At 65.2% G+C, this 22964-nt stretch carries 24 protein-coding genes; 16 read left to right on the forward strand and 8 right to left on the reverse strand.

The genetic code is table 11. The annotated features are described in order from the left end of the window. Position 1 precedes the first annotated feature (1 nt). From phnK to phnG, 5 genes are read right to left on the reverse strand one after another with little or no spacing between them, the layout of a single operon-like run. Positions 2–778 (reverse strand): phosphonate C-P lyase system protein PhnK, encoded by a 777-nt coding sequence (gene phnK / locus B0G69_RS22470; RefSeq protein WP_121321127.1) that lies wholly within the window; start codon positions 776–778, stop codon positions 2–4. Then, positions 775–1698, reverse strand: coding sequence for an alpha-D-ribose 1-methylphosphonate 5-phosphate C-P-lyase PhnJ (locus tag B0G69_RS22475; RefSeq protein WP_121321129.1), 924 nt, complete (start codon positions 1696–1698; stop codon positions 775–777). The genes phnK and B0G69_RS22475 overlap by 4 nt, the downstream gene beginning before the upstream one ends. After that, on the reverse strand, positions 1695–2867 hold the full coding sequence (locus B0G69_RS22480; RefSeq protein ID WP_121321131.1) for a carbon-phosphorus lyase complex subunit PhnI: 1173 nt from the start codon (positions 2865–2867) through the stop codon (positions 1695–1697). The genes B0G69_RS22475 and B0G69_RS22480 overlap by 4 nt, the downstream gene beginning before the upstream one ends. After that, positions 2867–3469, reverse strand: coding sequence for a phosphonate C-P lyase system protein PhnH (phnH, locus tag B0G69_RS22485; RefSeq protein WP_121321133.1), 603 nt, complete (start codon positions 3467–3469; stop codon positions 2867–2869). The genes B0G69_RS22480 and phnH overlap by 1 nt, the downstream gene beginning before the upstream one ends. After that, positions 3469–3966: a phosphonate C-P lyase system protein PhnG gene (gene phnG / locus B0G69_RS22490; protein ID WP_121321135.1), complete on the reverse strand. Its 498-nt coding sequence runs from the start codon at positions 3964–3966 to the stop codon at positions 3469–3471. Before phnG ends, phnH begins: the two co-directional genes overlap by 1 nt. Before the next feature lie 181 nt (positions 3967–4147). On the opposite strand from phnG, the gene phnF reads away from it, so the two are divergent. From phnF to phnN, 3 genes are read left to right on the forward strand one after another with little or no spacing between them, the layout of a single operon-like run. After that, a complete protein-coding gene (gene phnF / locus B0G69_RS22495; protein WP_121321137.1) occupies positions 4148–4906 on the forward strand; it encodes a phosphonate metabolism transcriptional regulator PhnF in 759 nt (252 codons plus the stop codon). Beyond that, positions 4903–5625, forward strand: a complete 723-nt coding sequence (locus B0G69_RS22500; protein WP_121321139.1) for a DUF1045 domain-containing protein — start codon at positions 4903–4905, stop codon at positions 5623–5625. Before phnF ends, B0G69_RS22500 begins: the two co-directional genes overlap by 4 nt. A gap of 2 nt (positions 5626–5627) precedes the next feature. Further along, positions 5628–6182, forward strand: coding sequence for a phosphonate metabolism protein/1,5-bisphosphokinase (PRPP-forming) PhnN (gene phnN, locus B0G69_RS22505; protein WP_121323826.1), 555 nt, complete (start codon positions 5628–5630; stop codon positions 6180–6182). Positions 6183–6188: 6 nt separating this feature from the next. Here phnN and B0G69_RS22510 read toward each other — a convergent pair whose 3' ends face one another. Then, positions 6189–7097, reverse strand: coding sequence for a LysR substrate-binding domain-containing protein (locus B0G69_RS22510; RefSeq protein WP_121321141.1), 909 nt, complete (start codon positions 7095–7097; stop codon positions 6189–6191). Positions 7098–7230: 133 nt separating this feature from the next. Between B0G69_RS22510 and B0G69_RS22515 the strand changes: the two genes are divergently transcribed. Continuing rightward, complete coding sequence (locus B0G69_RS22515) at positions 7231–8421, forward strand: M20 aminoacylase family protein (RefSeq protein WP_121321143.1); 1191 nt, start codon at positions 7231–7233, stop codon at positions 8419–8421. A 49-nt stretch (positions 8422–8470) separates the two neighbouring features. After that, on the forward strand, positions 8471–9781 hold the full coding sequence (locus tag B0G69_RS22520; protein WP_121321145.1) for an MFS transporter: 1311 nt from the start codon (positions 8471–8473) through the stop codon (positions 9779–9781). A 97-nt stretch (positions 9782–9878) separates the two neighbouring features. Here the strand turns inward: B0G69_RS22520 and B0G69_RS22525 are convergent, their stop codons facing one another. Next, entirely contained in the window at positions 9879–10703 is an 825-nt protein-coding gene (locus B0G69_RS22525; protein WP_121321147.1) for an IclR family transcriptional regulator, read from the reverse strand. Between the two features lie 208 nt (positions 10704–10911). Between B0G69_RS22525 and B0G69_RS22530 the strand changes: the two genes are divergently transcribed. The 9 genes from B0G69_RS22530 to B0G69_RS22570 all read left to right on the forward strand — a co-directional run bounded on the left by B0G69_RS22530 (position 10912) and on the right by B0G69_RS22570 (position 20474). Next, a complete protein-coding gene (locus B0G69_RS22530) occupies positions 10912–11616 on the forward strand; it encodes a FadR/GntR family transcriptional regulator (RefSeq protein WP_121321149.1) in 705 nt (234 codons plus the stop codon). 88 nt (positions 11617–11704) lie between these two features. Beyond that, positions 11705–12595, forward strand: coding sequence for an L-threonate dehydrogenase (gene ltnD / locus B0G69_RS22535; RefSeq protein WP_121321150.1), 891 nt, complete (start codon positions 11705–11707; stop codon positions 12593–12595). A 15-nt stretch (positions 12596–12610) separates the two neighbouring features. Continuing rightward, positions 12611–13921, forward strand: coding sequence for a 3-oxo-tetronate kinase (otnK, locus tag B0G69_RS22540; RefSeq protein WP_121321152.1), 1311 nt, complete (start codon positions 12611–12613; stop codon positions 13919–13921). Next, positions 13918–14580: an aldolase gene (locus tag B0G69_RS22545; RefSeq protein ID WP_121321154.1), complete on the forward strand. Its 663-nt coding sequence runs from the start codon at positions 13918–13920 to the stop codon at positions 14578–14580. Before otnK ends, B0G69_RS22545 begins: the two co-directional genes overlap by 4 nt. 70 nt (positions 14581–14650) lie before the next feature. Next, on the forward strand, positions 14651–15985 hold the full coding sequence (locus B0G69_RS22550; RefSeq protein WP_121321156.1) for an MFS transporter: 1335 nt from the start codon (positions 14651–14653) through the stop codon (positions 15983–15985). A 76-nt stretch (positions 15986–16061) separates the two neighbouring features. Further along, the gene (otnI, locus tag B0G69_RS22555; protein WP_121321158.1) at positions 16062–16850 is read left to right on the forward strand and encodes a 2-oxo-tetronate isomerase; all 789 of its coding nucleotides are present in this window, start codon (positions 16062–16064) and stop codon (positions 16848–16850) included. A 27-nt stretch (positions 16851–16877) separates the two neighbouring features. After that, positions 16878–17858 carry a D-erythronate dehydrogenase gene (denD, locus tag B0G69_RS22560; protein ID WP_121321160.1) on the forward strand — a complete coding sequence of 327 codons (981 nt, stop codon included), beginning with the start codon at positions 16878–16880 and terminating at the stop codon, positions 17856–17858. A gap of 554 nt (positions 17859–18412) precedes the next feature. Further along, complete coding sequence (gene pcaF, locus B0G69_RS22565; protein ID WP_121321162.1) at positions 18413–19615, forward strand: 3-oxoadipyl-CoA thiolase; 1203 nt, start codon at positions 18413–18415, stop codon at positions 19613–19615. 280 nt (positions 19616–19895) lie between these two features. Then, entirely contained in the window at positions 19896–20474 is a 579-nt protein-coding gene (locus B0G69_RS22570; RefSeq protein ID WP_121321164.1) for a hypothetical protein, read from the forward strand. 145 nt (positions 20475–20619) lie between these two features. Here B0G69_RS22570 and B0G69_RS22575 read toward each other — a convergent pair whose 3' ends face one another. Beyond that, positions 20620–21006: a DUF2917 domain-containing protein gene (locus tag B0G69_RS22575; RefSeq protein ID WP_121321166.1), complete on the reverse strand. Its 387-nt coding sequence runs from the start codon at positions 21004–21006 to the stop codon at positions 20620–20622. Positions 21007–21328: 322 nt separating this feature from the next. Between B0G69_RS22575 and B0G69_RS22580 the strand changes: the two genes are divergently transcribed. Both B0G69_RS22580 and B0G69_RS22585 read left to right on the forward strand, forming a co-directional pair. Further along, entirely contained in the window at positions 21329–21700 is a 372-nt protein-coding gene (locus B0G69_RS22580; RefSeq protein WP_121323827.1) for a lysozyme inhibitor LprI family protein, read from the forward strand. A 267-nt stretch (positions 21701–21967) separates the two neighbouring features. After that, positions 21968–22957 (forward strand): hypothetical protein, encoded by a 990-nt coding sequence (locus tag B0G69_RS22585; RefSeq protein ID WP_121321169.1) that lies wholly within the window; start codon positions 21968–21970, stop codon positions 22955–22957. Positions 22958–22964: the final 7 nt, after the last annotated feature.

The following is a 22964-nucleotide window of genomic DNA, read 5'->3' on the forward strand; positions in this document are numbered from 1 at the left end:
CTCAAACCGGCAGAACCGAGGAAACCAGCGTTTGCGTATAGGGATGCTGCGGATCGTCGAGCACCTGATCGGTCAGACCCGACTCGACGACTTCGCCGCCCTGCATGACCATCAGTCGATGCGCGAGCAAACGCGCGACGCCGATATCGTGCGTGACGATCAGCACCGACAGATGCAACGTGGACGTCAGCGTGCGCAGCAGATCGAGCAGGCGCGCCTGCACCGACACGTCGAGCCCGGCCGTGGGTTCGTCCATGAAGACGAGCCGCGGACCGGTCACGAGATTGCGCGCGATCTGCAGGCGCTGCTGCATGCCGCCGGAAAACGCGCTGGGAAATTCGTCGATGCGCGAAGCGTCGAGTTCGACGCGTTCCATCCATTGCGTGGCCGAGTGACGGATCTCGCCATAGTGGCGCGCGCCGACCGCCATCAACGGCTCGCCGATATTCGCGCCGGCGGAGACGCCGCTGCGCAGTCCGTCGCGCGGATTCTGCTGCACGAAGCCCCACTCGGTGCGCATCAGCAGGCGTCGGCGCGGTTCGGACAGCGCGAGCAGATCGAGCCGCTCGCCCCGCGTGGCGGTGTAGTGGAGCGAGCCGCTGTCGGCCGTGGTTTTCAGCGCGAGCGTATTGAGCAGCGTGGTCTTGCCCGAGCCCGATTCGCCGACGATGCACATCACTTCGCCTGGATACAGATCGAAGCTGACGTTCCTGCAACCGTTGCGGCCACCGTATTGTCTGGTCAGATCACGAGCGCTCAAGAGTGGCTGTGACGTCATGCGGATTCTCCGTCGCGTGCGTTCGGCGCTGCCGGAGCCTCGTGCGCATCGCCACGGCGTTCGTGGCAGTAGTCGCTATCCGAGCAGACGAACATGCGCTTGCCCGCGTCGTCGACGATCATTTCATCGAGGAAGCTCTCAGTCGATCCGCACAGCGCGCACGCATGCTGCCATTTCTGCACGTCGAACGGATGGTCGTCGAAGTCGAGACTGCGCACGGACGTGTAGGGTGGAATCGCGTGAATGCGCCGTTCGCGGCCGGCCCCAAACAGTTGCAGCGCGGGGTTCATGTGCATCTTCGGGTTGTCGAACTTCGGGATCGGCGACGGCGAACTCAGATAGCGGTGGTTGACGATCACCGGGTAGTCATACGTGGTGGCGATGCTGCCGTGATGCACGATGTCCTCGTAGAGCTTCACGCTGATCAATCCGTAGTCGGCGAGCGCATGCAGCTTTTTGGATTCGGCGACGCGCGGTTCGAGCCGATATAGCGGCTCGGGCATCGGTACCTGGTACACCAGAATCTGCCTGTCCGTCAGCGGCGTTTCGGGAATCCGGTGACGTGTCTGGATGATCGTCGCTTCGGCGGTGCGGCGCGTGGTCGCGACGCCCGTGGTGCGCGCGAAGAAACGGCGGATGTTGACCGCATTGGTGGTTTCGTCGGAGCCCTGATCGATGACTTTCAACGTGTCCTGCTTACCGATGATCGCCGCGGTGACCTGAATACCGCCGGTGCCCCAGCCGAACGGCAACGGCATTTCCCGCGACGCGAACGGCACCTGGTAGCCCGGCACCGCCACGGCCTTGAGCAACGCGCGCCGCAGCATGCGCTTCGTCTGCTCGTCGAGGTAGGCGAAGTTGTAGCCGTCCGCGGCGCTGTCGTACGAGGCGGTGGCTTGAGATGCGTCGGGCGCGTTCATGCTGCCTGCTCCGTCTGATCGCTGCATTGTTGCGCGCTTTGATTCTGCGTCTGCGCGCCATGCTGTGCCCGCAAGCGTCGTACGAGTTCGAGTTCGGCCTGAAAGTCGACGTAGTGGGGCAGCTTCAGGTGCTGAACGAAGCCCGACGCTTCGACGTTATCGCTATGCGACAGCATGAATTCGATGTCCTGGGTTGGCGATGCGACCGCTTCGCCGAGTTCCTCGGCGCGCAACGCGCGATCCACCAACGCCATCGCCATCGCCTTGCGCTCCGCATGGCCGAACGCGAGACCGTAGCCCTGCGTGAAGGTGGGCGGCACGGCGCCACTGCCGGCGAACTGGTTGATCATCTGGCATTCGGTGATGTCGATGTCGCCGATCTCGACGGCTTCGCCCAGTTCGTCGAGTTCCATTTCGACGGCAATCGTGCCGAAGCGGATCTCGCCCGCGAACGGATGCGAGTGCGCGTAGCCGCGTTGCGTCGCGTAACCCATCGCGAGCAGAAAGCCCTCGTCGCCGCGAGCGAGATTCTGCAGGCGTGTCGCGCGGTTGGCCGGAAAAGCGAGCGGTTCGCGCGAAAGATCGCCGGGGGGCGGCGCGTTCGGCGTCGGCCGCTCCTGTTCGATCAGGCCTTCGTTGTCGAGCAGGGCGACGACGCGCGGCATGGCGCTCGTTGCCGCCGCGCTTGCGAGCGACTCGGCATGTGCTGCGGCTGTGCCGCTGTCATTGCGTGCGCTTGTGCTTGCTTCTTCGCCTTCACCTTCGGCAAGCAACGCGAAATCGAGCAGACGCTGCGTGTAATCGTAAGTCGCGCCGAGCAACTGTCCGCCGGGAACGTCCTTGAAGGTCGCCGAAATGCGGCGCTCGACCTGCATCGCTTCGGTGTCGATCGGCTGCGTGTAGCCGAAACGCGGCAACGTGGTGCGATACGCGCGCAGCAGGAAGATCGCTTCGACCAGATCGCCGGCGGCCTGTTTGATCGCGAGCGCGGCGAGTTCCTCGTCGAATACCGAGCCTTCGGTCATCACGCGCGCGACGGCGAGGCGCAACTGCTCGCGAATCTGCGCGACGCCGAGTTCGGCGAGCCGCGTGTCGCCACGGCGCGCCTGGTCGAGCAGACGCCACGAAGCTTCGATCGCGCGCTCGCCACCTTTGACGGCAACGTACATCAGTTCACCTTTGCTAGAGTTGTGCGCGGCAGGCCGATCAGGCGAGCACCGCTGACGAGATAGCAGTCGACGCCGCACGGAAACAGCGGCGCGAGCGCGGCGCGTTCGCGCCAGAAATGCTCCGGCAGACCGACCGGCGAAATCGTTTCGGTATCCAGAATGCCGGGGCCACTGAGGACGACCGGCACGCCACCTGTGAGTGCTTCGACGCGAATCAGCAGCGTCACCGCCTGCTCGGGCGATTCAGCGGTGCCGAGCGTAAAGCTCTCGATCGGCGGCAATGCACTCGCATCATGAACGTATGCAAACGCGGCTGCGCCGGGTTCGTCGACGAGCGGCGCGCCGGTGTGAAAACGCAGCGCCGAGCCGAGCGCGGTGTCCGGCTGCGCGAGCCACACGGGCGTCGCGTAGTCGCACAGCGCGAGCAGTGCGGCGAACGCGGCGCGTGCGGTCCGCACGTCGGGCAGCACGTTGCCGACCTCACCGATCGTGCCCGGCCGCGACAACGCATCAAGCAGCGTGCGGAATACCGCTTGCGTATCGTGGACCGGGTCCGCGAAACCCGGCGTCAGTGTGGACAAGGCAATCTGCGCGTATTCCATCATTCGCCTCGCACCATCGTGAAGAATTCGACGCGCGTGGCCGCGGCGTCCCGTTGCTGCCCGGCGCGGCGAGCAGCCTGTTGCGCCGCCAACGGCTCGACCAGTTGCCGATGCAATGCCGCGCGATGCTCGGGCATTTGCAGCAGCGCGTCCGCCAGTGCGGCGAGTTCCGCGCGGCGGCGGTCGCGGCCCAGGTGACATGCGATGCCTACTGTCGCTGGTGCATCGTCCGGTGCGCGCAGGCGCAAGGTTGCGCGCGTAACGGTGGCTTCGCCGAGATTGAATGGATCGCCGCTGCCGCCGACGCGACCGCGCACCATCGCAAGGCCGATTTCGGGCGGGCGCAGCCAGTCGTAAGCCGGCGCGGGCAGGCCGTGCAGCGCGCGCTCCATGGCGGCTTCGAGATCGGCGCGAGGTGTGCGGGCCAGCACGGCCATCCAGGCGCGCCGCTCGGACGACGCGGGAGCGGGCGGAGGCGACGCGGTAGTAGCGCTCATTGGATTTCCTGTTGAGCCAGCGAATGGACATTTAACCATCTATTCGTCTAAACGTCTAGACGTTTAGAGGTACCCTTGTCGCGCATCGGCATGTGTGTCACTGTTTTCACACTTTCATCACGGCTTGCGCACTACAATGCACCCCATGCCGAATATTTGACCCTGGGGGAATGACAGCACCATGACATCGATCGACAACGCGATGCCGGGCATGACGCTCGAACGCGGCGCGGGCGTTGCCGTGTGGCGGCAGATCGAGCAGATTCTGGCGGCCGAGATCGCTGCCAGCGGCTTCGGCGAAGAAGGGCGCTTGCCGAGCGAGGGCGAACTCGCCAAACGCTTCGACGTGAACCGGCATACCGTGCGTCGCGCGATGCTGGGGCTGGCCGCGTCGGGCCTCGTCAGCGTGGAGCAGGGGCGCGGCACCTTCGTGCAACCCGGCGCGATCGACTATTCGATCGGCCGCCGCACGCGCTTCACCGAGAACTTGCGCCAGCAGCATCACACGGCGGCGGGCACGATGTTGTCGGCGGCGCGCGTGAAGGCTGAGCCCAGTGTCGCGAAGGCGTTGAGTCTGCGGGCGGGCGCCGCGGTCTACCGGATCGAATCGCTGCACGAGTCCGACGGCGTGCCGCTCACGTTCGCGCGCAGCTGGTATCCCGCCACGCGGTTCGCGGGCCTGCCCGAGGTACTGGAGCGCACCGGCAGCGTCACGAAGTCGATGGCCGAGTTCGGCGTCGACGACTATCTGCGCAAGTGGAGCCGTATCGGAAGCGTGCTGCCCGAGCCGGAAGTGGCGAGGCGTTTGAACATCAACCGGCAGCAGCCGGTGCTGTGGGTCGAAAACGTCGATGTCGACTTGCAAGGCACGCCGGTCAAATACGGCTTCACGCATTTCGCGGCGGATCGTGTGCAACTGTTGGTGGAGCACGACCTGTGAACGACGCTGCATGGAGCGCCGGCGCACGCTTTGCCGTGTATTACGCGCCATCGGGTGAGTCCGCGTGGTGGCGGGCGGGTTCGGAGTGGCTCGGCCGCGATGCGCAAAGTGGCGAGCGCCACGTGCCGCCTCAACCGGAAGGTTTGACGCGCGCGCTGACGGAGTTGACCGAAGCGCCGCGCCGTTATGGTTGGCACGGCACGCTGGTCGCGCCGTTTCATCTCGCGGCCGGCGTCACGCAGGACGAGCTGCTGGCCGCGGCGCGTACATGGGCGCTCACGCAGCACGCGTTCATGTTGCCGGTGGAAGCCGCGACGCTCGGCGATTTCGTCGCACTGCGTCCGGCGGATCAGCGGGGCGACGCCGCCATTTGCGCGCTGGCGAGTAGCGCCCTGCAAACGCTCCACCCATTGCGTGCGCGGCCGTCCGCTGCCGATCTCGCGCGCCGGCTCGAAGCGCCGCTGAGCGATCGGCAGCGCGCGTTGTTAATCGATTGGGGCTATCCATACGTGTTCGACGAATTCCGCTTTCATATGACGCTGTCCGGTTCGCTCGCCGACGTGCAGGAACGCGCGGCGCTGGTCGCCTGGTGGCGGCAGCGCTCGCCCGTGCTCGGGCCGTTGAGCGTCGATCAGGCCGCGCTCTTCGTTGAACCGGCGCCCGGCGAGCCGTTCGTGCTGTGGCAGCGTTTGCCGTTCCGCACTGGCGAGGTGGCATGACCATGGCAGGGCGTTTGATCTATGTAATGGGGCCGTCCGGCGCGGGCAAAGACGCGTTGCTGGTGTTCGCGCGCCAGCGCCTCGCAGGCGAGCCGATCCTGTTCGCGCACCGCTACATCACGCGGCCGAGCGGCAACGGCGAAGTGCATGTGGCGCTGAGCGTCGAAGAATTCGCTGCGCGGTCGGTGCTCGGTCTGTTCGCGCTCGAATGGTCGAGTCATGCACTGCGCTATGGCATCGGCATCGAACTCGACACGTGGTTGGCGCGCGGCTGCACGGTGGTCGTCAACGGCTCGCGGCAGCATGTGCCGCACACGCTGGCGCGCTATCCGCACGCGGAAATCGTGCACGTGGATGCCGCGCCGCATATTCTCGAAGCGCGTCTCGGCGCGCGGGCGCGCGAGTCCGCGGAGCAGGTCGCGGCCCGGCTCGCACGGCGCGCGCCGTTCTCATTGCCAGCGGGCGTGCGCTGTACGACGATCGACAATTCCGGCCGTCTCGAAGACGCGGGGCAGGCGTTGATCGAGATTCTCATGGCGCGCGCCGGCGTTCACTGAAGCGAACTAATCACCGGCCGCCATCCGCTCCCGCGTCGCCTGCTGCAAACACAGGACGAACTGCTGAACCGCCGGCGTGGGCAGCAGATCGCGCCGCGAAATGATGCTGAGATCGTAGTTCGGCAGCGCGTCTTCGATCTGCGCGACGCGGATGCCGAGCGGCGCGACCATCTGCGCGAGCGGTCGCGTGAAGCAGCCGATCACGTCGGTTTGCGACACCAGCCCCAACGTCACCGCAAACGACGATGGCGCCCGCACCAGCCGTTTCGGCACCGGCAAGCCGTGCGCGTTGAACATCGCCATCATCACGCTGTGCGGAAAGTGATCGGCGCCGACCGTTGCGATCCACTCCGCGTCGAGCAACTCGTGCAGCCGGGTAACGTTCGCAAGCGGATGCCCGGCGCGCAGCGCGACCACAAACTGCGTCGAGTAGAGCGGCGCCTGCACCAGATCGCTGTCGAGTGCCTGCACATGATGAAGCGCCGCGATGTCGAGCGCGCCATTACGCAAACGCGCGAGCGCGTCGGGAATCGTCACTTCCTCCAGATGCAGATTCACCAGCGGCATCTTCTGGCGAAAGCTCGACACCGCATGCGGCAGCGCCGTGAGCGCGATCGACGGCATGGTCCCGACGCTGACCTTGCCAGCCAATTCTCCTTTCACCTGTTCGACGGCTTCGACCGTGCGCCGCATGTCGCCCAGCAATTGCTCGGCGCGCGGCAGCAGCGCGAGCCCGCACGCCGTCAGCTCGATGCCGCGTACGCTGCGCACCATCAGTTCCGCGTTCAGCGCGCTTTCGAGCTCGCGGATCGTATGGGTGACGGCCGGTTGCGTCACGCCGAGTTCACGCGCGGCGGCGCGCAAGCTGCGGTGATGCGCGGCCGCGACGAAAGCCTGCAACTGCTGCAGCTTCATGAGGGTAATCCTCTATATAAGACTTGTTAATCAGGGTGAAAAAAATAGCATCTTATTCGAACAAAACGGCGTGGCTATAGTGGCGAGCTGTTTGCCGCGTGTTTGCGCGGCGTGTGTTCACGGAGCCATCGAGATGAAAGAAGCCGTGCGTTTTACCGAAGTGTCCGATCTGGAGCCCGCTGCGCAGGGCCTGCGCGAGATTCGCCATCACATCCATCACCACCCGGAACTGGCCTACGAGGAGCTGCAAACCGGCGCGCTGGTCGCGCAGAAGCTGGAGCAGTGGGGCTGGCAGGTGACGCGCGGAGTTGGCAAAACCGGCGTGGTAGGCACACTGAAGGTGGGCGACGGCCACCGCAGCATCGGCATTCGCGCGGACATGGACGCGTTGCCGATCATCGAGCAAACCGGCCTGCCGTATGCGAGCGGCACCCACGGCAAGATGCACGCCTGCGGCCACGACGGTCACACGACGATGCTGCTCGGCGCCGCGCAGCATCTTGCGGCCACGCGCAATTTCTCGGGCACGGTGCATCTGTATTTTCAACCGGCGGAAGAGAGCGGCATCGACAGCGGCGCGCTGAAGATGATCAACGACGGCCTGTTCGAGCGCTTTCCGTGCGACGCCGTGTTCGGCGTGCACAACCATCCGGGCGCGGAACCCGGCACGCTGCTGTTTCGCAAGGGGCCGTTCATGTCGGCGGGCGACAAGGCGATCATCACGATCGAAGGCGTCGGCGGGCATGCCGCGCGTCCGCATCTGACGGTCGATCCGGTCGTGGTTGCGGCGAGCATCGTGATGGCGTTGCAGACGATCGTCGCGCGCAACGTCGATCCGTCGCAGCCGGCGGTGGTGACAGTCGGCTCGATGCATGCGGGCACCGCCAACAACGTGATTTCGAGCAGCGCGAAACTGGAGCTGAGCGTGCGTTCGTTCAGCCCCGAGGTGCGCGCCCTGCTGAAGAAGCGCATTACCGAACTCGCCGAAACCCAGGCGGCGAGTTATGGCGGCAAGGCGGTGGTCGAGTACATCGAGGGCTATCCGGTAGTGGTTAATTCGGATGCCGAAACGGATTTCGCGGTGCAGGTCGCGCGTGAACTGGTCGGCGACGACAAAGTGGTCGCGAACACCGACATCCTGATGGGCAGCGAGGACTTCGCCTTCATGCTGCAAAAACGGCCGGGCACGTTCCTGCGAATCGGCAACGGCGTGGGCGAGGACGCCTGCATGGTGCACAACCCGCACTATGATTTCAACGATCGCAGTCTGCCAGTCGGCGCGGCATTCTGGACGCGGCTGGTGGAGCGCTATCTGGGGCAGTGAACCCTGACGCTGCGCTACCAGCCGACATAACGACGAAAGAGACCACACGATGAACACCACCACCGACGCGAGGCGCACCCTCGACGCCGCAGGCACGAACCGGATCTCCAGCCGCGGCGCGGTCGCCGCCGCGGTGATCGGCAACTGGCTCGAATTCTTCGACTTCACCGTGTACGGCTTTTTCGCCGTGATCATCGGCAGGCTGTTTTTTCCGTCGACGGACCCGACTACTTCGTTGCTGCTGTCAGTGGCGACCTTCGCCGCGGGTTTCATCACACGGCCGCTCGGCAGCGTGATGCTCGGCGTATACGCGGACCGCAAGGGGCGCAAGGCCGCGCTCAACCTGACCATCATGCTGATGGCGGCGAGCACCGGCCTGATCGCGCTCACGCCAACCTACACCCGGATCGGTGTTGCCGCGCCGTTGCTGATCGTGTTCGCGCGTCTCGTGCAAGGCTTCTCGCAAGGCGGCGAGTTCGGCGCGGCCACCTCCACGCTGCTCGAACAGGGCGGCGGCAGGCGGCGCGGTTTTCGCGCCAGCTGGCAACTGGCGACGCAAGGCGGCGCGGCGCTGATGGGCGCGGGCATTGCGGCCGCGCTATCGGCGGCGTTGTCGAAAGAAGCGCTGGAAAGCTGGGGTTGGCGCGTACCGTTTCTGCTCGGCGTGCTGATCGCGCCGGTCGGCATCTACCTGCGCCGCCGTCTCGCCGACGACACGTCCAGCGCGCACGGCCACGGGATCGAGCGCGGCGTGCTGCATGAACTCTTCACCGCGCATCTGCGTCCGCTCGTGCTGATCACGCTGACGGTGATGGGTGGCACGGTCTCGACCTACATCCTCACGTTCTACATGCCGACCTACGCGATCCATACGCTCGGCCTGCCGATGTCGCTGTCGATGCTGGTCGGCGTCGCGTCGGGCCTCGTGATGCTGATCACGTGCCCGCTGTTCGGTCTCGTGTCCGACCGTATCGGCAGCCGCAAGCGGCCGATCCTGTTTGGCCGTGGCGTGCTGGTCGTGCTGCTGTTTCCGGCTTTCATGCTGATGAACCGCTTTCCGCAGCTATCGGTGGTGATGTCGCTGACCGCGCTGATGCTGGTGTTCTATTCGATGGGCTCGGCGTCGGAATTCGCGCTGATGTGCGAGTCGTTTCCGCGGCGCGTGCGTGCTACCGGCATTTCGATCGCGTATGCGGTGAGCGTGTGCGTGTTCGGCGGGACCGCGCAACTGGTCGCGACGTGGCTGATCCGGGTGACCGGCAGCAAGCTGGCGCCGGCCGGTTATGTAGCGGCGTGCGTGGTGGTGTCGCTGGTCGCGGTCTCGATGCTCAGAGAGACCGCGAACGAACCGATGCATTGAGTGATCGCGGCGCCTCCAATGGCGCCTTTTCCCGTAGCCATGCAGGCAGCGCGCGGGCAACCCGCCCGCGCTCACTTCGTAGTCAGGCGAACCGCCTTCAACCGCGCCGCGCCACCATCTCCGACACGGTCTGCGCGGCCTGCTGCAACGGCTCCAGAAACGCCTTCACCATCTGCTTCGCCGAATTGCGCTGTGCGTTACCGCTGATGTTCATCGCCGCGATTACGCGCCCCTGGCGATTGCGGATCGGCGCGGACAGCGAAATCAGGCCGCCTTCCAGTTCCTGATCGACGATCGCCCATCCCTGGCGGCGCACCTGCGCGATCAGTCTCTTCAGCTCTTCCTTGTCGGTCACGGTGCGCGGCGTATGCGCATAGAGCGGCGTCGAACTGAGCGTCGCGTCGAGCGTTTCGTCGTCGAGCGCGGACAGCAGCACGCGGCCCATCGACGTGCAATAGGCGGGCAAGCGGCTGCCGATCGACAGATTGATGGTCATGATCTTGTGCGTCGGCACGCGCAGCACGTAGACGATCTCGGTGCGATCGAGCACGGCCGCCGAGCAGCTCTCGTGGACCTGCGCCGACAGGCTTTCCATCACCGGCTCGGCGAGATTCCAGAACGGCATCGACGTCAGGTACGCGAACCCGAGGTCGAGAATCTTCGGCGTGAGGCGGAACAGGCGGCCTTCGGCTTCCACGTAGCCGAGCGTCTGCAGGGTCAGCAGAATGCGGCGCGCGCCGGCGCGCGTCAGGCCGGTCGCGGCGGCCACATCGGTGAGTGTCTGTTCGGGGCGCGTCGCGTCGAACGCGCGGATGACCGCGAGGCCCCGCGCGAACGACTGCACATACGAGTCGCCCGGTTTGTCCGGGGCCGGTTCGGCGCTGGCGGGCACGGCGGAAGACGGCGGCAGGGCTTTGCTCATGGGCCTTGTGAAATGCGTTCGAGGAAAGTGCGCGCGACGCCGCACCGGTTCACGCGGCGCGCGCTGGCGCAAAGGCGTGACGATAGCTTAAGCCTTTGTGATTCGCCAACTGGACACTGATTTGCCCAACAATACCAGGGTTTGCGCGGATGCAGGCTGCAGTCTAAATTTGTATGATGACCCGATAACATGATCAATCGAGGCATCGATGTTCGACAAGATTCCTGCGCGGGCGTTGAGCGATACGGTCGCCCAGCAGCTTCTGAAGCAGATCGACAAGGGCACTTTCGAGCGCGGCGGCAAGCTGCCGACCGAGGCCGTGCTGGCACAGCAATTCGGCGTGAGCCGCACGGTGATCCGCGAGGCGATCTCGCGGCTGAAGAACGAGGGGGTGGTCGAACCGCGCCAGGGCAGCGGCGTGTTCGTCGCAGCGCACGGCTCGGTCCGGCCGTTGCGAATCGATTCGGCCGAAGCGGCCGAACCCGGCTCGGTCGTGCAGATCCTCGCGCTGCGTCGTGCGATCGAAGCGGAAGTCGCGTCGGAAGCCGCGATGCGCCGCAGCGATGCCGACATGGCGGCGATCGACGCGGCGCTCGCCCGCATCGATCAGGCGGTGGCCGAAGGCGAGGAGGGTGTCGCGGAAGACGTCGCGTTCCATCGTGCGATCGCGGCGGCCACCGGCAATCCCTATTTCCTCAAGACACTCGCGTTCCTGAATCAATACCTGGAGGCGGGCACCGTAGTCACGCGTCGCAACGAGGCTTTGCGCGAGGACTTTTCGCGCCAGGTGCGCGAAGAGCATGCGGCGATTGCGGATGCGATTCGCGCGGGTGATCCGATGGCGGCGCGCAACGCGGCGCGCACGCATATGTACAACGCCGCACGGCGGCTCGCGGAAGCGGGGATTTGCTGAGGTTTCAGCCAATGGCGCAGCGAGCGCGCCGATGAACGCATGCGCTCATCGGGCGCGACGACGCAGAACGAATTCATAGAGGTCAAGCATGTCCAGAAATGTCGGTGTCATCGGTCTTGGTGCAATGGGCCTGGGTGTCGCGCGCTCGTTGTTGCGCGCGGGCTTTCGGGTCCACGCGTGCGATCTGCGCAGCGAGGTGCTGCAGGCGTTCGTCGACGAAGGCGGCGTCGGTTGCGCGGCGCCTGCCGAACTCGGTGCGCAGTGCGAAGTGGTCGTCACGCTGGTCGTGAATGCGGCTCAGACCGAAGCCGTGCTGTTCGGCGAGCAGGGCGCGGTTGCCGCGATGAAGCTGGGCGGCGTCGTGATCGCGAGTGCGACCGTCGCGCCGGACTTCGCGATCGAACTCGGCAAGCGGGTCGAGGCCGCCGGATTGCAAATGCTCGATGCGCCGGTTTCGGGGGGCGCGGCACGCGCCGCATCCGGCGAGATGACGATGATGACGTCCGGCCCGGCCACCGCCTATGCCGCGTGCGAGGACGTGCTGGCCGCGATGGCCGGCAAGGTGTACCGCCTTGGTGCGGCGCACGGCGCGGGATCGAAGGTGAAAGTCATCAACCAGTTGCTGGCCGGCGTGCATATCGCGGTGGCCGCCGAGGCGATGGCGCTCGGCCTGCGCGAAGGCGTCGATCCCGACGCGCTGTATGAGGTGATCACGCACAGCGCGGGCAATTCGTGGATGTTCGAGAACCGCGTGCCGCACATTCTCGCGGGCGACTACACGCCGTTGTCGGCAGTCGATATTTTCGTCAAGGACCTGGGCCTCGTGCTCGATACCGCGCGCCGCTCGAAATTCCCGTTGCCGCTGTCGGCGGCCGCGCATCAGATGTTCATGATGGCGTCCACGGCCGGCCACGGTGGTGAAGACGATTCCGCGGTGATCAAGATTTTCCCCGGCATCGACGTGCCGGCGGCGAAGTAAGCAGGAGAGCTATCCATGACGGCAACTACGAAACGCGCGCTGCTCGGCTGCATCGCCGACGACTTCACCGGCGCGACCGATCTCGCCAACATGCTGGTGCGCGGTGGCATGCGCACGGTGCAGACGATCGGCGTGCCCGCATCGAACCAAACGATCGAGGCCGACGCGCTGGTGGTCGCGCTGAAGTCGCGCACCATTCCCGCCGCCGATGCGGTTGCGCAATCGCTTGCCGCACTCGACTGGCTGCGCGCGCAAGGCTGCCGGCAATTTTTCTTCAAGTACTGCTCGACGTTCGATTCGACCGACGCGGGCAACATCGGCCAGGTGACCGATGCGCTGCTCGATGCGCTGAGCGCCGACGGCGGCGCGAGCGCGTTGACGATCGCTTGCCCGGCGTTTCCCGAGAACGGCCGCACGATCTTTCGCGGCCACCTGTTCGTCGGCGATGTGCTGCTCAACGAGTCGGGGATGGAAAACCATCCGCTGACACCAATGCGCGATGCGAACCTCGTGCGCGTGCTGCAACGTCAGACGCAATCGAAGGTCGGCCTCGTGCGTTACGACGCGGTGGCCAAAGGCGTGTCGAGCGTGCGCGCGGCATTCGATGCGCTGCGTGAGGACGGTGTGCGCATGGCGATCGCGGACGCGGTGTCCGACGCCGATCTCCACGTGCTCGGCGAAGCCTGCGCGGACCTGACGCTGATCACCGGTGGCTCCGGCGTTGCGCTGGGCCTGCCCGCGAACTTCCGCCGCGCGGGCTTGCTCGCGGAGCAGAACGACGCTGCGCAACTGCCGCGTGTCGAAGGTCTGTCCGCGGTGCTGGCCGGCAGCGCGTCGAAGGCGACTAACGCGCAGGTGGCGGCATGGCGCGCGAACCGGCCCGCGTTTCGCATTGATCCACTAGCGGCGGCGCGCGGCGAAGCCGTCGTCGAGCAGGCGCTGGCCTTCGCGCAGACGCATCTCCAACGTGGCGAGCCCATGCTCATCTATGCGAGCGCCACACCCGACGAAGTCAAAGCCGTACAACGTGAGCTAGGCGTCAACGAAGCGGGGCATCTGGTCGAAGCGACGCTCGCGTCGATCGCGCGCGGCTTGCACGAACGCGGCGTGCGCAAGTTCGTGGTGGCGGGCGGCGAAACATCGGGCGCGGTCGTGCAGGCACTCGACGTGCGCACGCTGCGCATCGGCGCGCAGATCGATCCGGGCGTGCCGGCTACCGCGACGACCGGCGCCGAACCGCTCGCGCTCGCGCTGAAATCCGGCAACTTCGGCACGACTGATTTCTTCGAGAAGGCTCTGCATCATCTCGACGGAGCCGCGCAATGACCGGCACACCCGCACTCCATACGAGCAACGAAGCGCGCATGCGCGAGGAAATCTGCGTGAGCGGCGCGAGTCTCTATCAACGCGGCTATACGGTGGGCACCGCCGGCAACATCAGCGCGCGGCTCGACGACGGCTGGCTGATCACGCCGACCGACGCGTGCCTCGGCCGGCTCGATCCCGCCGATATCGCCAAGGTCGATTTCGACGGCAACGCCGTGTCGGGCGGCAAGCCTTCGAAAACGCTGGCGCTGCATCGCGGCATCTATGCGCGTAACAGCGCGGCGCGCGGCATCGTCCATACGCATTCGACGCACCTGGTCGCGCTGACGCTCGCGGGTGTTTGGAGCGAGGCGGACGTGCTGCCGCCGCTCACACCGTACTACGTGATGAAAGTGGGCCACGTCCCGCTGATTCGCTATCAGCGTCCCGGCGATCCGCAAGTGGCCGCGCAAATCGCCGCGCTCGCCGGTACGGTTCGCGCGGTGCTGCTGGAGCGGCTCGGGCCGGTGGTGTGGGAGCGCTCCGTCGCGCAGGCGTCGTATGCGCTCGAAGAACTCGAGGAGACCGCGCGCCTGTGGCTGATGACGAATCCGCGGCCCGCGCCGCTCGACGAAGCCGCACTCGAAGAACTGCGTGCGGTGTTCGGCGCAAGCTGGTAAAGAAAATCGGCACAACAAAGCCCTGCCGCCCAAAGCGGCGCACGAGGCTATTCATGGAAGGAGACAATGCATGAGTTCGTATCAGGCCGCAGCAAGCCGTCCCATCGCCGCCAGCGCGGCACAGCCCGGCGCTGCCGAAGTTGAACGCACCTATAAGAAGGTGTTCTGGCGCATCGTGCCGTTTCTGATGCTGTGCTACGTGGTCGCTTATCTGGATCGCGTGAACGTCGGCTTCGCGAAGCTGCAGATGTCGCAGGACCTCGCGTTCAGCGAAACGGTGTTCGGCCTCGGCGCCGGTGTGTTTTTCATCGGGTACTTCCTGTTCGAGTTGCCGAGCAACATCCTGATGCACAGGATCGGCGCGAAGATCTGGATCGCGCGGATCATGATCACGTGGGGCTTGCTGTCGGCGCTGTTCGTGTTCGTGAAGACGCCGATGCAGTTCTATCTGCTGCGCTTTCTGCTGGGTCTCGCCGAGGCCGGTTTCTATCCGGGCGTGATCCTGTATCTGACCTACTGGTTTCCGTCGCATCGGCGCGCGAAGATCATCGCGGTGTTCATGTCGGCGATTCCGGTGTCGGGGATTTTCGGCAACCCGCTGTCCGGCTGGATCATGCAGGCGTTCCATAACAGCTCGGGTTTCGCGGGCTGGCAGTGGATGTTCCTGATCGAAGCGATTCCCGCGGTGGCGATCGGTATTGCGACGATCCTCTATCTCGACAACGGCATCGCCAGCGCGAAATGGCTGAGCGAGCGAGAAAAGCGCCTGCTCACCGACGAAATCGCCGCTGCGCAGCCGCAGGAGACAAACCAGAAGCACTCGCTCGGCGCGGTGTTTCGCGATCCGCGCACGTGGTGGATGTCGCTGATCTACTTCGCGTTCGTCACCGGTCAATACGGCCTGACGTTCTGGATGCCGACGCTCGTCAAATCGACGGGCGTGAGCGGCGCGTTCAACATTGGTTTGCTGAGCGCGATTCCGTTTCTCTGCGCGATCGTCGTGATGAACGTGATGGGCCATAGCGCCGACAAACGCCGCGAGCGCCGCTGGCATCTGATCGTGCCGGCGCTATTCGGCGCGGTCGGCTTCGCGGTGGCCGCTTCGTTCGCGGACAACACGGTGGTGTCTATCGCGTTCCTGTCGTTGGCCGCCGCCGGCGTGCTGACCTGCGCGCCGCTCTTCTGGTCATTGCCGACCGCGTTCATGTCGGGCGCCAGTGCGGCTGCCGGCATCGCGATCATCAATTCGATCGGCAATCTCGCGGGCTTCGCGAGTCCGTACATGATTGGCTATCTGAAAGACCTCACGCACAGCACGCAGACCGGCATGTACGTGCTGGCCGGCATGCTGGTGATCGGCGCGGTGGCCACGTGGCTCACGCCGGCGAAGCTGGTCAATCGCTAAATCGACATGGGCGCGGCGCGCCCGTTCATTGCTTGCGCCGCGCGTTTGCTCACACCGTTTTCCAGGAGTTGTCGCCATGCCTCGTTTCGCCGCCAACCTGACGATGATGTACAACGAGCACGCTTTTCCAGACCGCTTCGCCGCCGCCGCGAAAGACGGCTTCGAAGCGGTCGAGTATCTGTTTCCGTATGATTTCCGCGCTGGCGAACTAAAGGCGCGGCTCGACGCGAACGGACTCACGCAGGCGCTCTTCAATGCGCCGCCCGGCGACTGGGCCGGCGGCGAGCGCGGCATCGCTTCGCTGCCGGGCCGCGAGGACGAGTTCCGGCGCGGCTTCGACACTGCGCTCGAGTACGCGCGCGTGCTCGGCAACCGCAAGGTGCACGTGATGGCCGGCCTGATCGGCGCGGATCAGCCGCGCGCGAAACATCGCGAGGTGTATCTGAAGAATCTCGCGCATGCTGCACAGACCGCGCAAGCCGAAAACATCATGGTCGTGATCGAGCCGATCAACACGCGCGACATGCCGGGCTTTTTCCTGAACCGTCAGGACGACGCCCAGGCGATTTGCGCGGAAGTCGGCGCGCCGAATCTGAAGGTGCAGTTCGACTGCTATCACTGCCAGATCGTCGAAGGCGATCTGGCAGTGAAACTCAAACGCGATATGGCCGGCATCGGCCATATCCAGATCGCGGGCGTGCCGGAGCGGCACGAGCCCGACCTCGGCGAACTGAACTATCCGTATCTGCTGGAACTGATCGATTCGCTCGGCTACGACGGCTACATCGGTTGCGAATACCGGCCGCGCGCGGGCACTTCCACCGGCCTCGGCTGGTTGAAGCCCTATCTGCCCGCCGCCCGCTAACCCTCATCAAACGAAACACGACCCATCATGAAAGTACTGATTACCGGCGGCGCGGGTTTTCTCGGCCAGCGTCTCGCGCGTGAACTGCTCTCGCGCGGTTCCCTGAAAGACCAGCAAGGCGCGCCGCAAGCGATTACCGAACTGGTGCTGCTCGACGTGGTGCGTGCGGGCGATGTCGGCGACAGCCGCGTGCGCACGGAAGTGGGCGATATCGCGGAGCGCAGTGTGCTGGAACGCGTGATCGACGGTGAAACTTCGGCGATCTTCCATCTGGCCGCGATCGTGAGCGGCCAAGCCGAGGCGGATTTCGATCTCGGCATGCGCATCAATCTGGATGCGTCCCGTTTGCTGCTGGAAGTTTGCCGGCAGCGCGGGCATCGGCCGCGCGTGGTGTTCACGAGTTCGGTCGCGGTCTATGGCGGCGATCTGCCCGAGATCGTGCAGAACGACACCGCGTTGAATCCGCAGTCGTCGTATGGCGCACAGAAGGCGATCGCGGAATTGTTGCTCAACGATTACGCGCGGCGCGGTTTCGTCGATGGCCGCGTGTTGCGGCTGCCTACCATCAGCGTGCGGCCGGGGCGGCCGAATGCGGCGGCGTCATCGTTCGCGAGCGGCATCATCCGCGAGCCGCTGAACGGCGAATCGGCGACGTGCCCGGTCGCGGGCTCGACGCGCCTGTGGCTGCTGTCGCCCCGCAAGGCGATCGAGAGTCTGATCGCCGGGCTTGAGATCGACGCGGCCGCGCTCGGCAACCAGCGCGTGTTGAATCTGCCCGGGATTTCGGTGAGCGTCGACGAGATGATCGCCGCGCTGCGCGAGGTCGCCGGCGACGCGGTCGCCCAGCGGATCGTGCGTGAGCCGGATGCGCGCGTGGAGAAGATCGTTGGCAGCTGGCCGGGGCAGTGGAACACGTCGCGCGCCGAAGGGCTGGGGCTGAGCGGCGATCGCAGCTTCGCGGACGTGATTCGCGCGTATATCGCGGATGAGGGGATCGAGGTTCGATGAGGGGCTTTGGGCTCGACTTCATTTCAGTTTCAGTTCGGCTGCGGCTTCAGTTTTAGCCTTAGCTCCGGGCCAGGCTAGCAGTTGCACGCCGACGGCCCGTTCGCCAGAGCGGGTGCACGGAGCTGGCTGCGCCCTCAGCTTCAGTTCCTTGCCAACAGCCACGAGTTGCACCCCAGCGGGGCCGCGCCCCTCAACGGCCTCGCGATTCACCGCTATTCCTCCGACGCATGACGGGCACTGCGCCATCAGTCCCCTGGCCTGCACGTATTCCCTGGTGCGGGCCTGGTCGCGCTTGACATGGTTTCACGCCCGCGCCTATTATCGAGTCTCGTTGTTCGACATATGACCGTGTGTTCGTATAAAGAACAAATGGCAATTTCGAAACCGTCGTTCACCATCCTGCGCTAAGCTGGCTTGACGTGGCGGCTGCCGCGTCACCGCTTCCCGTTGCGCTCGCCGGGCCGATGCCTCAGCGCATCCCGTCCACATTGGCGCCAGCGCCAGCGCGGCCGACTACGGCACAGCGCACGCAGCACATCAACTGGAGACATCACATGACCGAAGCATTCCTGTGCGACGCGATTCGCACCCCCATTGGCCGCTATGCGGGTTCGCTGTCGTCGGTGCGCGCCGACGATCTGGGCGCGGTGCCGCTCAAGGCGCTGATGGAGCGCAACAAGAGCGTCGACTGGGACGCGATCGACGACGTGATTTACGGCTGCGCGAACCAGGCCGGTGACGATAACCGCAATGTCGCGCGCATGTCGTTGCTGCTCGCAGGCTTGCCGCAAGGCGTGCCGGGCTCGACGGTGAACCGTCTGTGCGGCTCGGGCATGGACGCGGTCGGCATCGCGGCGCGCGCGATCAAGTCGGGCGAGGCCGCGCTGATGGTGGCGGGCGGCGTCGAAAGCATGAGCCGCGCACCGTTCGTGATGCCCAAGGCAAGCAGCGCGTTTGCGCGCCAGGCCGAGATTTACGACACGACCATCGGCTGGCGTTTCGTCAACCCGCTGATGAAGAAGCTGTACGGCGTCGACTCGATGCCGGAGACCGGCGAAAACGTCGCGACCGACTACAACATCAGCCGCGCCGATCAGGACGCTTTCGCGCTGCGCAGCCAGCAGAAAGCCGCTCGCGCGCAACGCGACGGCACGCTGGCGCAGGAAATCGTCGGCGTGACGATTGCGCAGAAGAAGGGCGATCCGATCACGGTCTCGCAAGACGAACACCCGCGTGAAACCAGCCTCGAAACGCTCGCCAAGCTCAAGGGCGTGGTGCGTCCGGACGGCACGGTCACGGCGGGCAACGCGTCTGGCGTGAACGACGGCGCGGCGGCTCTGCTGCTCGCCAACGAAGCAACGGCGAAGCGCTTCGGCCTCACGCCGCGTGCTCGCGTGCTGGGTATCGCCACGGCCGGTGTCGCGCCGCGTGTGATGGGCATCGGCCCGGCGCCCGCCACGCAAAAGCTGCTCGCGCGTCTGAACATGACCATCGATCAGTTCGACGTGATCGAACTGAACGAGGCGTTTGCTTCGCAAGGTATCGCGGTCTTGCGCGCACTCGGTGTTGCCGACGACGACGCGCGCGTGAATCCGAACGGCGGCGCGATCGCGCTCGGCCACCCGCTCGGCATGAGCGGCGCGCGTCTGGTGACGACCGCGATGTATCAGCTGCAGCGCACGCAAGGCCGCTTTGCGTTGTGCACGATGTGTATCGGCGTCGGCCAGGGCATCGCGATCGCGATCGAGCGCGTGTAATGGTTTGACGTGGGGCGTGTCGGTTTTCGGCACGCGTCTGCGCTTTGCAAGGCATCGTGAACAGCCCCATCGCTCGTGCGATGGGGCTGTTTGTTTTGTGCGTCGTAGCTTGTCTTAATGCGCGGTGGATGTGTGCGGGCCCGCTGTGTGCTACCAGGTAAGTAGAATCGTTTGGAAGCGGTTGTCCTGAAGATGTGGTTATGTCTGGCGTCGAACGCGTGTGTCCTGTACTTCGGACTACCGCCAGGCCGGATCGAACACTGTCGCAAGGAGCGGGCAAATGAAGGCAATGACGATTGGCACAGCATTGATGGTCGCGACATTCGCCACGGCGCAACCGGCGTGGGCGCAAGACGACATGGCGAGCGCTGCGCAAGGCGTGATCGGCGCAGTGCAGCCGGTGCACATGAAGGCGGAAATCGTCGGCATCGATGCGGGCAGCCGCTCGCTCACGCTGAAGGGGCCTGGCGGCAATGAAATGCTCGTGCTGGTAGGCCAACAGGTCGCTACCTTCGATCAACTGAAGGTGGGCGATCGGGTAGACGTGCTTTATAAAAACGCGCTGCTCGTGAAGGCCGAGAAGGTCGTCGGGGCGGAGAAGGGGATTCGCAAGCGCGTCGACAAGCAGACATACACGCCGGCTTCCGGTGGTTTCGAATCGGCGCGTCAGACTGAAGTGGTTGCCACCGTCGAGAAGATCGACCACAAGAAGCGGCTCGTCACCCTGCGTGGCCCATATCGGGCGCAAACGCTCGAAGCCGGTCCCGGCGTCGATCTCAAAGACGTGAAGGCGGGCGATACGATTCATGCGGTATTCGTATCGGCCGCGGCTGTGCAGATCACGCCGGTGGGGCAGTGAGCGTGATGCACGTGGCGCGCTGACGACTACCAATACCGGCGAAGCACATACCCCCTCACATCAGGGGGAGCCGCTACATTTCTTCTAACGCATGTGCACCGTCCAGCCATCACGCGATCGCTACATTGCGCATCGAACGGCTTCGCTAACGCGCTGTAGGTGTGCCGATGCTCAACCACGCAAGCCTTCCCAGCCAACGCGCGATCACCCCGCGTCTGGCCGGCAGCAAGCTGCTCAACGACACACGCGCGGCAGCTTCGCCTTCCGTGCTGAGCCACACGCGCTCGCCGCGTTGCAGGCGGAACTCGTCGCCGGGCGCGAGCCAGTGATCGTAAGGTGAACTGACGCGTGTGAGCCAGACGCGCGCGCCTTGCACCGCGAGCGTGCTGTTGGCATCGACGCGCCAGGTCAGCGTCGCGCCGGGCAACACGGAAAAATGCACTACCACTTTCGGCAGACACTCGTCGGGCCGATGTCGATACGACACCAGACTCGAGTCATCGTCCATGCACTGCGGGCTTGCCTGATCCATCTTCGTTCTCCGTCATCGAGCCGGCTGACGGAGGCGCCCACAAAACAAAAGGCCCCTTCCGTTACCGGCGGGGCCTTGGGGGTCTTGTTTGCAGATTCAGACTACTAGCGCACACATGCTCCCAATGGCCAGCCAGTGATGGCTCGCTTCGGGTGGTTAATCGCAATGGCGATGGAGAGGTGCGTCAGCATGGAATCGAGTGTGCCGTTTTGCCGCAGGGCTTGTCAATCAAAATGTGCTGCTTGATGCACGCATCACGCGGATTGACATGCGTGCTTCCATGCAGGCAGATTCATTTCACCGCATCCACTCCGGAACGACGATGACGAGAAACCGTAACCGCAGCATCAAACGGCGTCTGCAATCTGCGCTGTTCATGCTGGCCGCCCTCTCTGCCGGTCCCGCTTGCGCCGCGAGCTTCGACTGTAATCGGGCGCGTTTGCCCGACGAGAAGACGATCTGCGCTTCCCGGCAACTGAGCGAGCTGGATGTCGAGATGTCGGTTCGCTATCAGATGTTGACCGGCCTTGTCGCGATGGGCACGCGCGGCAACATGCAGGACGAACAACAGGCATGGCTGAAGTCGAGGCAGGCATGTGGCCGCGATCACGCGTGTCTGCTCGCCGCATATCGTCGGCGCATCGGTACGCTGAAGGACGAGTACGCGCGCCTCGCGAGCCGCGGACCGTTCTGAGTTCGCATTTCGCATCTGTATTCGCAATCGCGCATGCGGCGAGCGCGCGGCCACGCTCCGGGCGCCGCGCCCGTCCGCCGTGACACTCTATGTCGCGATATGTCACAACGGCCGCAAAACGCCCGCGAACCCTTGCCCAGCAGGCTTCCTTCACGGTGAAACGAGGCGACATATCTGCGTTGCTGATTTACCCGGCTCGTCCTTCTATAGTCCGTTTGTCGCCACACCGCAGTGACACAAGTGGCCCGAACCCAGCAAGGACATACCGTGAAAAATCATTCGTTCGTCGTTCCGGTCAGCACCGCTTGTGTTGCGTCATCGGCAGTCTCTTCACTCTCACGCAGTGCGTTGCGCAAGCTCGTGCTCGGCGCCACCGCCGCCGTGCTCGCGCTTGGCAGCGCGTCGGCGTTCGCGTGGTCGCAGCACGGCACGGCGTACACATCGCGCGGCACCTACAATGGCGCCCACTACGGCTCGTGTGGCGGCGGCAGTTGTTCGCACGCTGGCGGCGTCGCGGGCCCTTATGGCGGCTTTGCCAGCAACACCGGCACCGTGACGCGCAATGCGCCGGGCCAGTTCTCGAATTCGGGCACGGCGACCGGGCGTTACGGCAACTCCGTCCAGCATGCCGGCGACACCAGTTGCGCTGGCGGCAGTTGTTCGCACACCGGCACGCTGACCGGCCCGGACGGCAAAACGGCCACCACCTCCGGCGACGTGACGAAGACCGCGCCGGGACAATATTCGTCGTCGGGGTCGATCACCGGCTCGAACGGCAACACGGTCGATCATTCGGCATCGACCCATTGCGCCGGGTCGACCTGCTCGCGCTCGGGCACGGTGACGGGCTCGGACGGCGGGAGCGTCTATCACTCCGGCACGGCGACGCGCGTCGCGCCGGGCGTCGTAACGACGTCGACGAGCGTGACCGGCACGCACAGCAACACGGTGACGACGAGCGGCACGGTGGTGACGAGTGGTGTCGTCGCGACCGGCGGTACGACGGTCGTGGTCGCGCCGAAGCCGGTGGTGTACGTGCCGCCGCCTCCGCCGCCGGTCGTCTACATTGCGCCGAAGCCGGTCGTGGTCGCGCCGCCAGTTGCTTATGTTGCGCCGCCGCCGGTGGTGTATGCACCGCCGCCGCCGGCCGTGTATGTCGCGCCGCGCGTCGTGTACGTCGCGCCGGCGCCGCGCCCGGCAGTGTGGGTGCCGGGCCACTGGGTCGGGCGAGTCTGGGTGCCGGCGCATTGGGCGTGAGGAGCGC

The sequence above is a fragment of the Paraburkholderia sp. RAU2J genome (assembly GCF_003634845.1).
GTDB lineage: Bacteria > Pseudomonadota > Gammaproteobacteria > Burkholderiales > Burkholderiaceae > Paraburkholderia > Paraburkholderia fynbosensis.

Coding starts and splice junctions, on each gene's coding strand:
- phnK (WP_121321127.1), bottom strand. CDS start 778: ATGACGTCACAGCCACTCTTGAGCGCTCGTGATCTGACCAGACAATAC.
- B0G69_RS22475 (WP_121321129.1), bottom strand. CDS start 1,698: ATGAACGCGCCCGACGCATCTCAAGCCACCGCCTCGTACGACAGCGCC.
- B0G69_RS22480 (WP_121321131.1), bottom strand. CDS start 2,867: ATGTACGTTGCCGTCAAAGGTGGCGAGCGCGCGATCGAAGCTTCGTGG.
- phnH (WP_121321133.1), bottom strand. CDS start 3,469: ATGGAATACGCGCAGATTGCCTTGTCCACACTGACGCCGGGTTTCGCG.
- phnG (WP_121321135.1), bottom strand. CDS start 3,966: ATGAGCGCTACTACCGCGTCGCCTCCGCCCGCTCCCGCGTCGTCCGAG.
- phnF (WP_121321137.1), top strand. CDS start 4,148: ATGACATCGATCGACAACGCGATGCCGGGCATGACGCTCGAACGCGGC.
- phnN (WP_121323826.1), top strand. CDS start 5,628: ATGGCAGGGCGTTTGATCTATGTAATGGGGCCGTCCGGCGCGGGCAAA.
- B0G69_RS22510 (WP_121321141.1), bottom strand. CDS start 7,097: ATGAAGCTGCAGCAGTTGCAGGCTTTCGTCGCGGCCGCGCATCACCGC.
- B0G69_RS22515 (WP_121321143.1), top strand. CDS start 7,231: ATGAAAGAAGCCGTGCGTTTTACCGAAGTGTCCGATCTGGAGCCCGCT.
- B0G69_RS22520 (WP_121321145.1), top strand. CDS start 8,471: ATGAACACCACCACCGACGCGAGGCGCACCCTCGACGCCGCAGGCACG.
- B0G69_RS22525 (WP_121321147.1), bottom strand. CDS start 10,703: ATGAGCAAAGCCCTGCCGCCGTCTTCCGCCGTGCCCGCCAGCGCCGAA.
- B0G69_RS22530 (WP_121321149.1), top strand. CDS start 10,912: ATGTTCGACAAGATTCCTGCGCGGGCGTTGAGCGATACGGTCGCCCAG.
- ltnD (WP_121321150.1), top strand. CDS start 11,705: ATGTCCAGAAATGTCGGTGTCATCGGTCTTGGTGCAATGGGCCTGGGT.
- otnK (WP_121321152.1), top strand. CDS start 12,611: ATGACGGCAACTACGAAACGCGCGCTGCTCGGCTGCATCGCCGACGAC.
- B0G69_RS22545 (WP_121321154.1), top strand. CDS start 13,918: ATGACCGGCACACCCGCACTCCATACGAGCAACGAAGCGCGCATGCGC.
- B0G69_RS22550 (WP_121321156.1), top strand. CDS start 14,651: ATGAGTTCGTATCAGGCCGCAGCAAGCCGTCCCATCGCCGCCAGCGCG.
- otnI (WP_121321158.1), top strand. CDS start 16,062: ATGCCTCGTTTCGCCGCCAACCTGACGATGATGTACAACGAGCACGCT.
- denD (WP_121321160.1), top strand. CDS start 16,878: ATGAAAGTACTGATTACCGGCGGCGCGGGTTTTCTCGGCCAGCGTCTC.
- pcaF (WP_121321162.1), top strand. CDS start 18,413: ATGACCGAAGCATTCCTGTGCGACGCGATTCGCACCCCCATTGGCCGC.
- B0G69_RS22570 (WP_121321164.1), top strand. CDS start 19,896: ATGAAGGCAATGACGATTGGCACAGCATTGATGGTCGCGACATTCGCC.
- B0G69_RS22575 (WP_121321166.1), bottom strand. CDS start 21,006: ATGGATCAGGCAAGCCCGCAGTGCATGGACGATGACTCGAGTCTGGTG.
- B0G69_RS22580 (WP_121323827.1), top strand. CDS start 21,329: ATGACGAGAAACCGTAACCGCAGCATCAAACGGCGTCTGCAATCTGCG.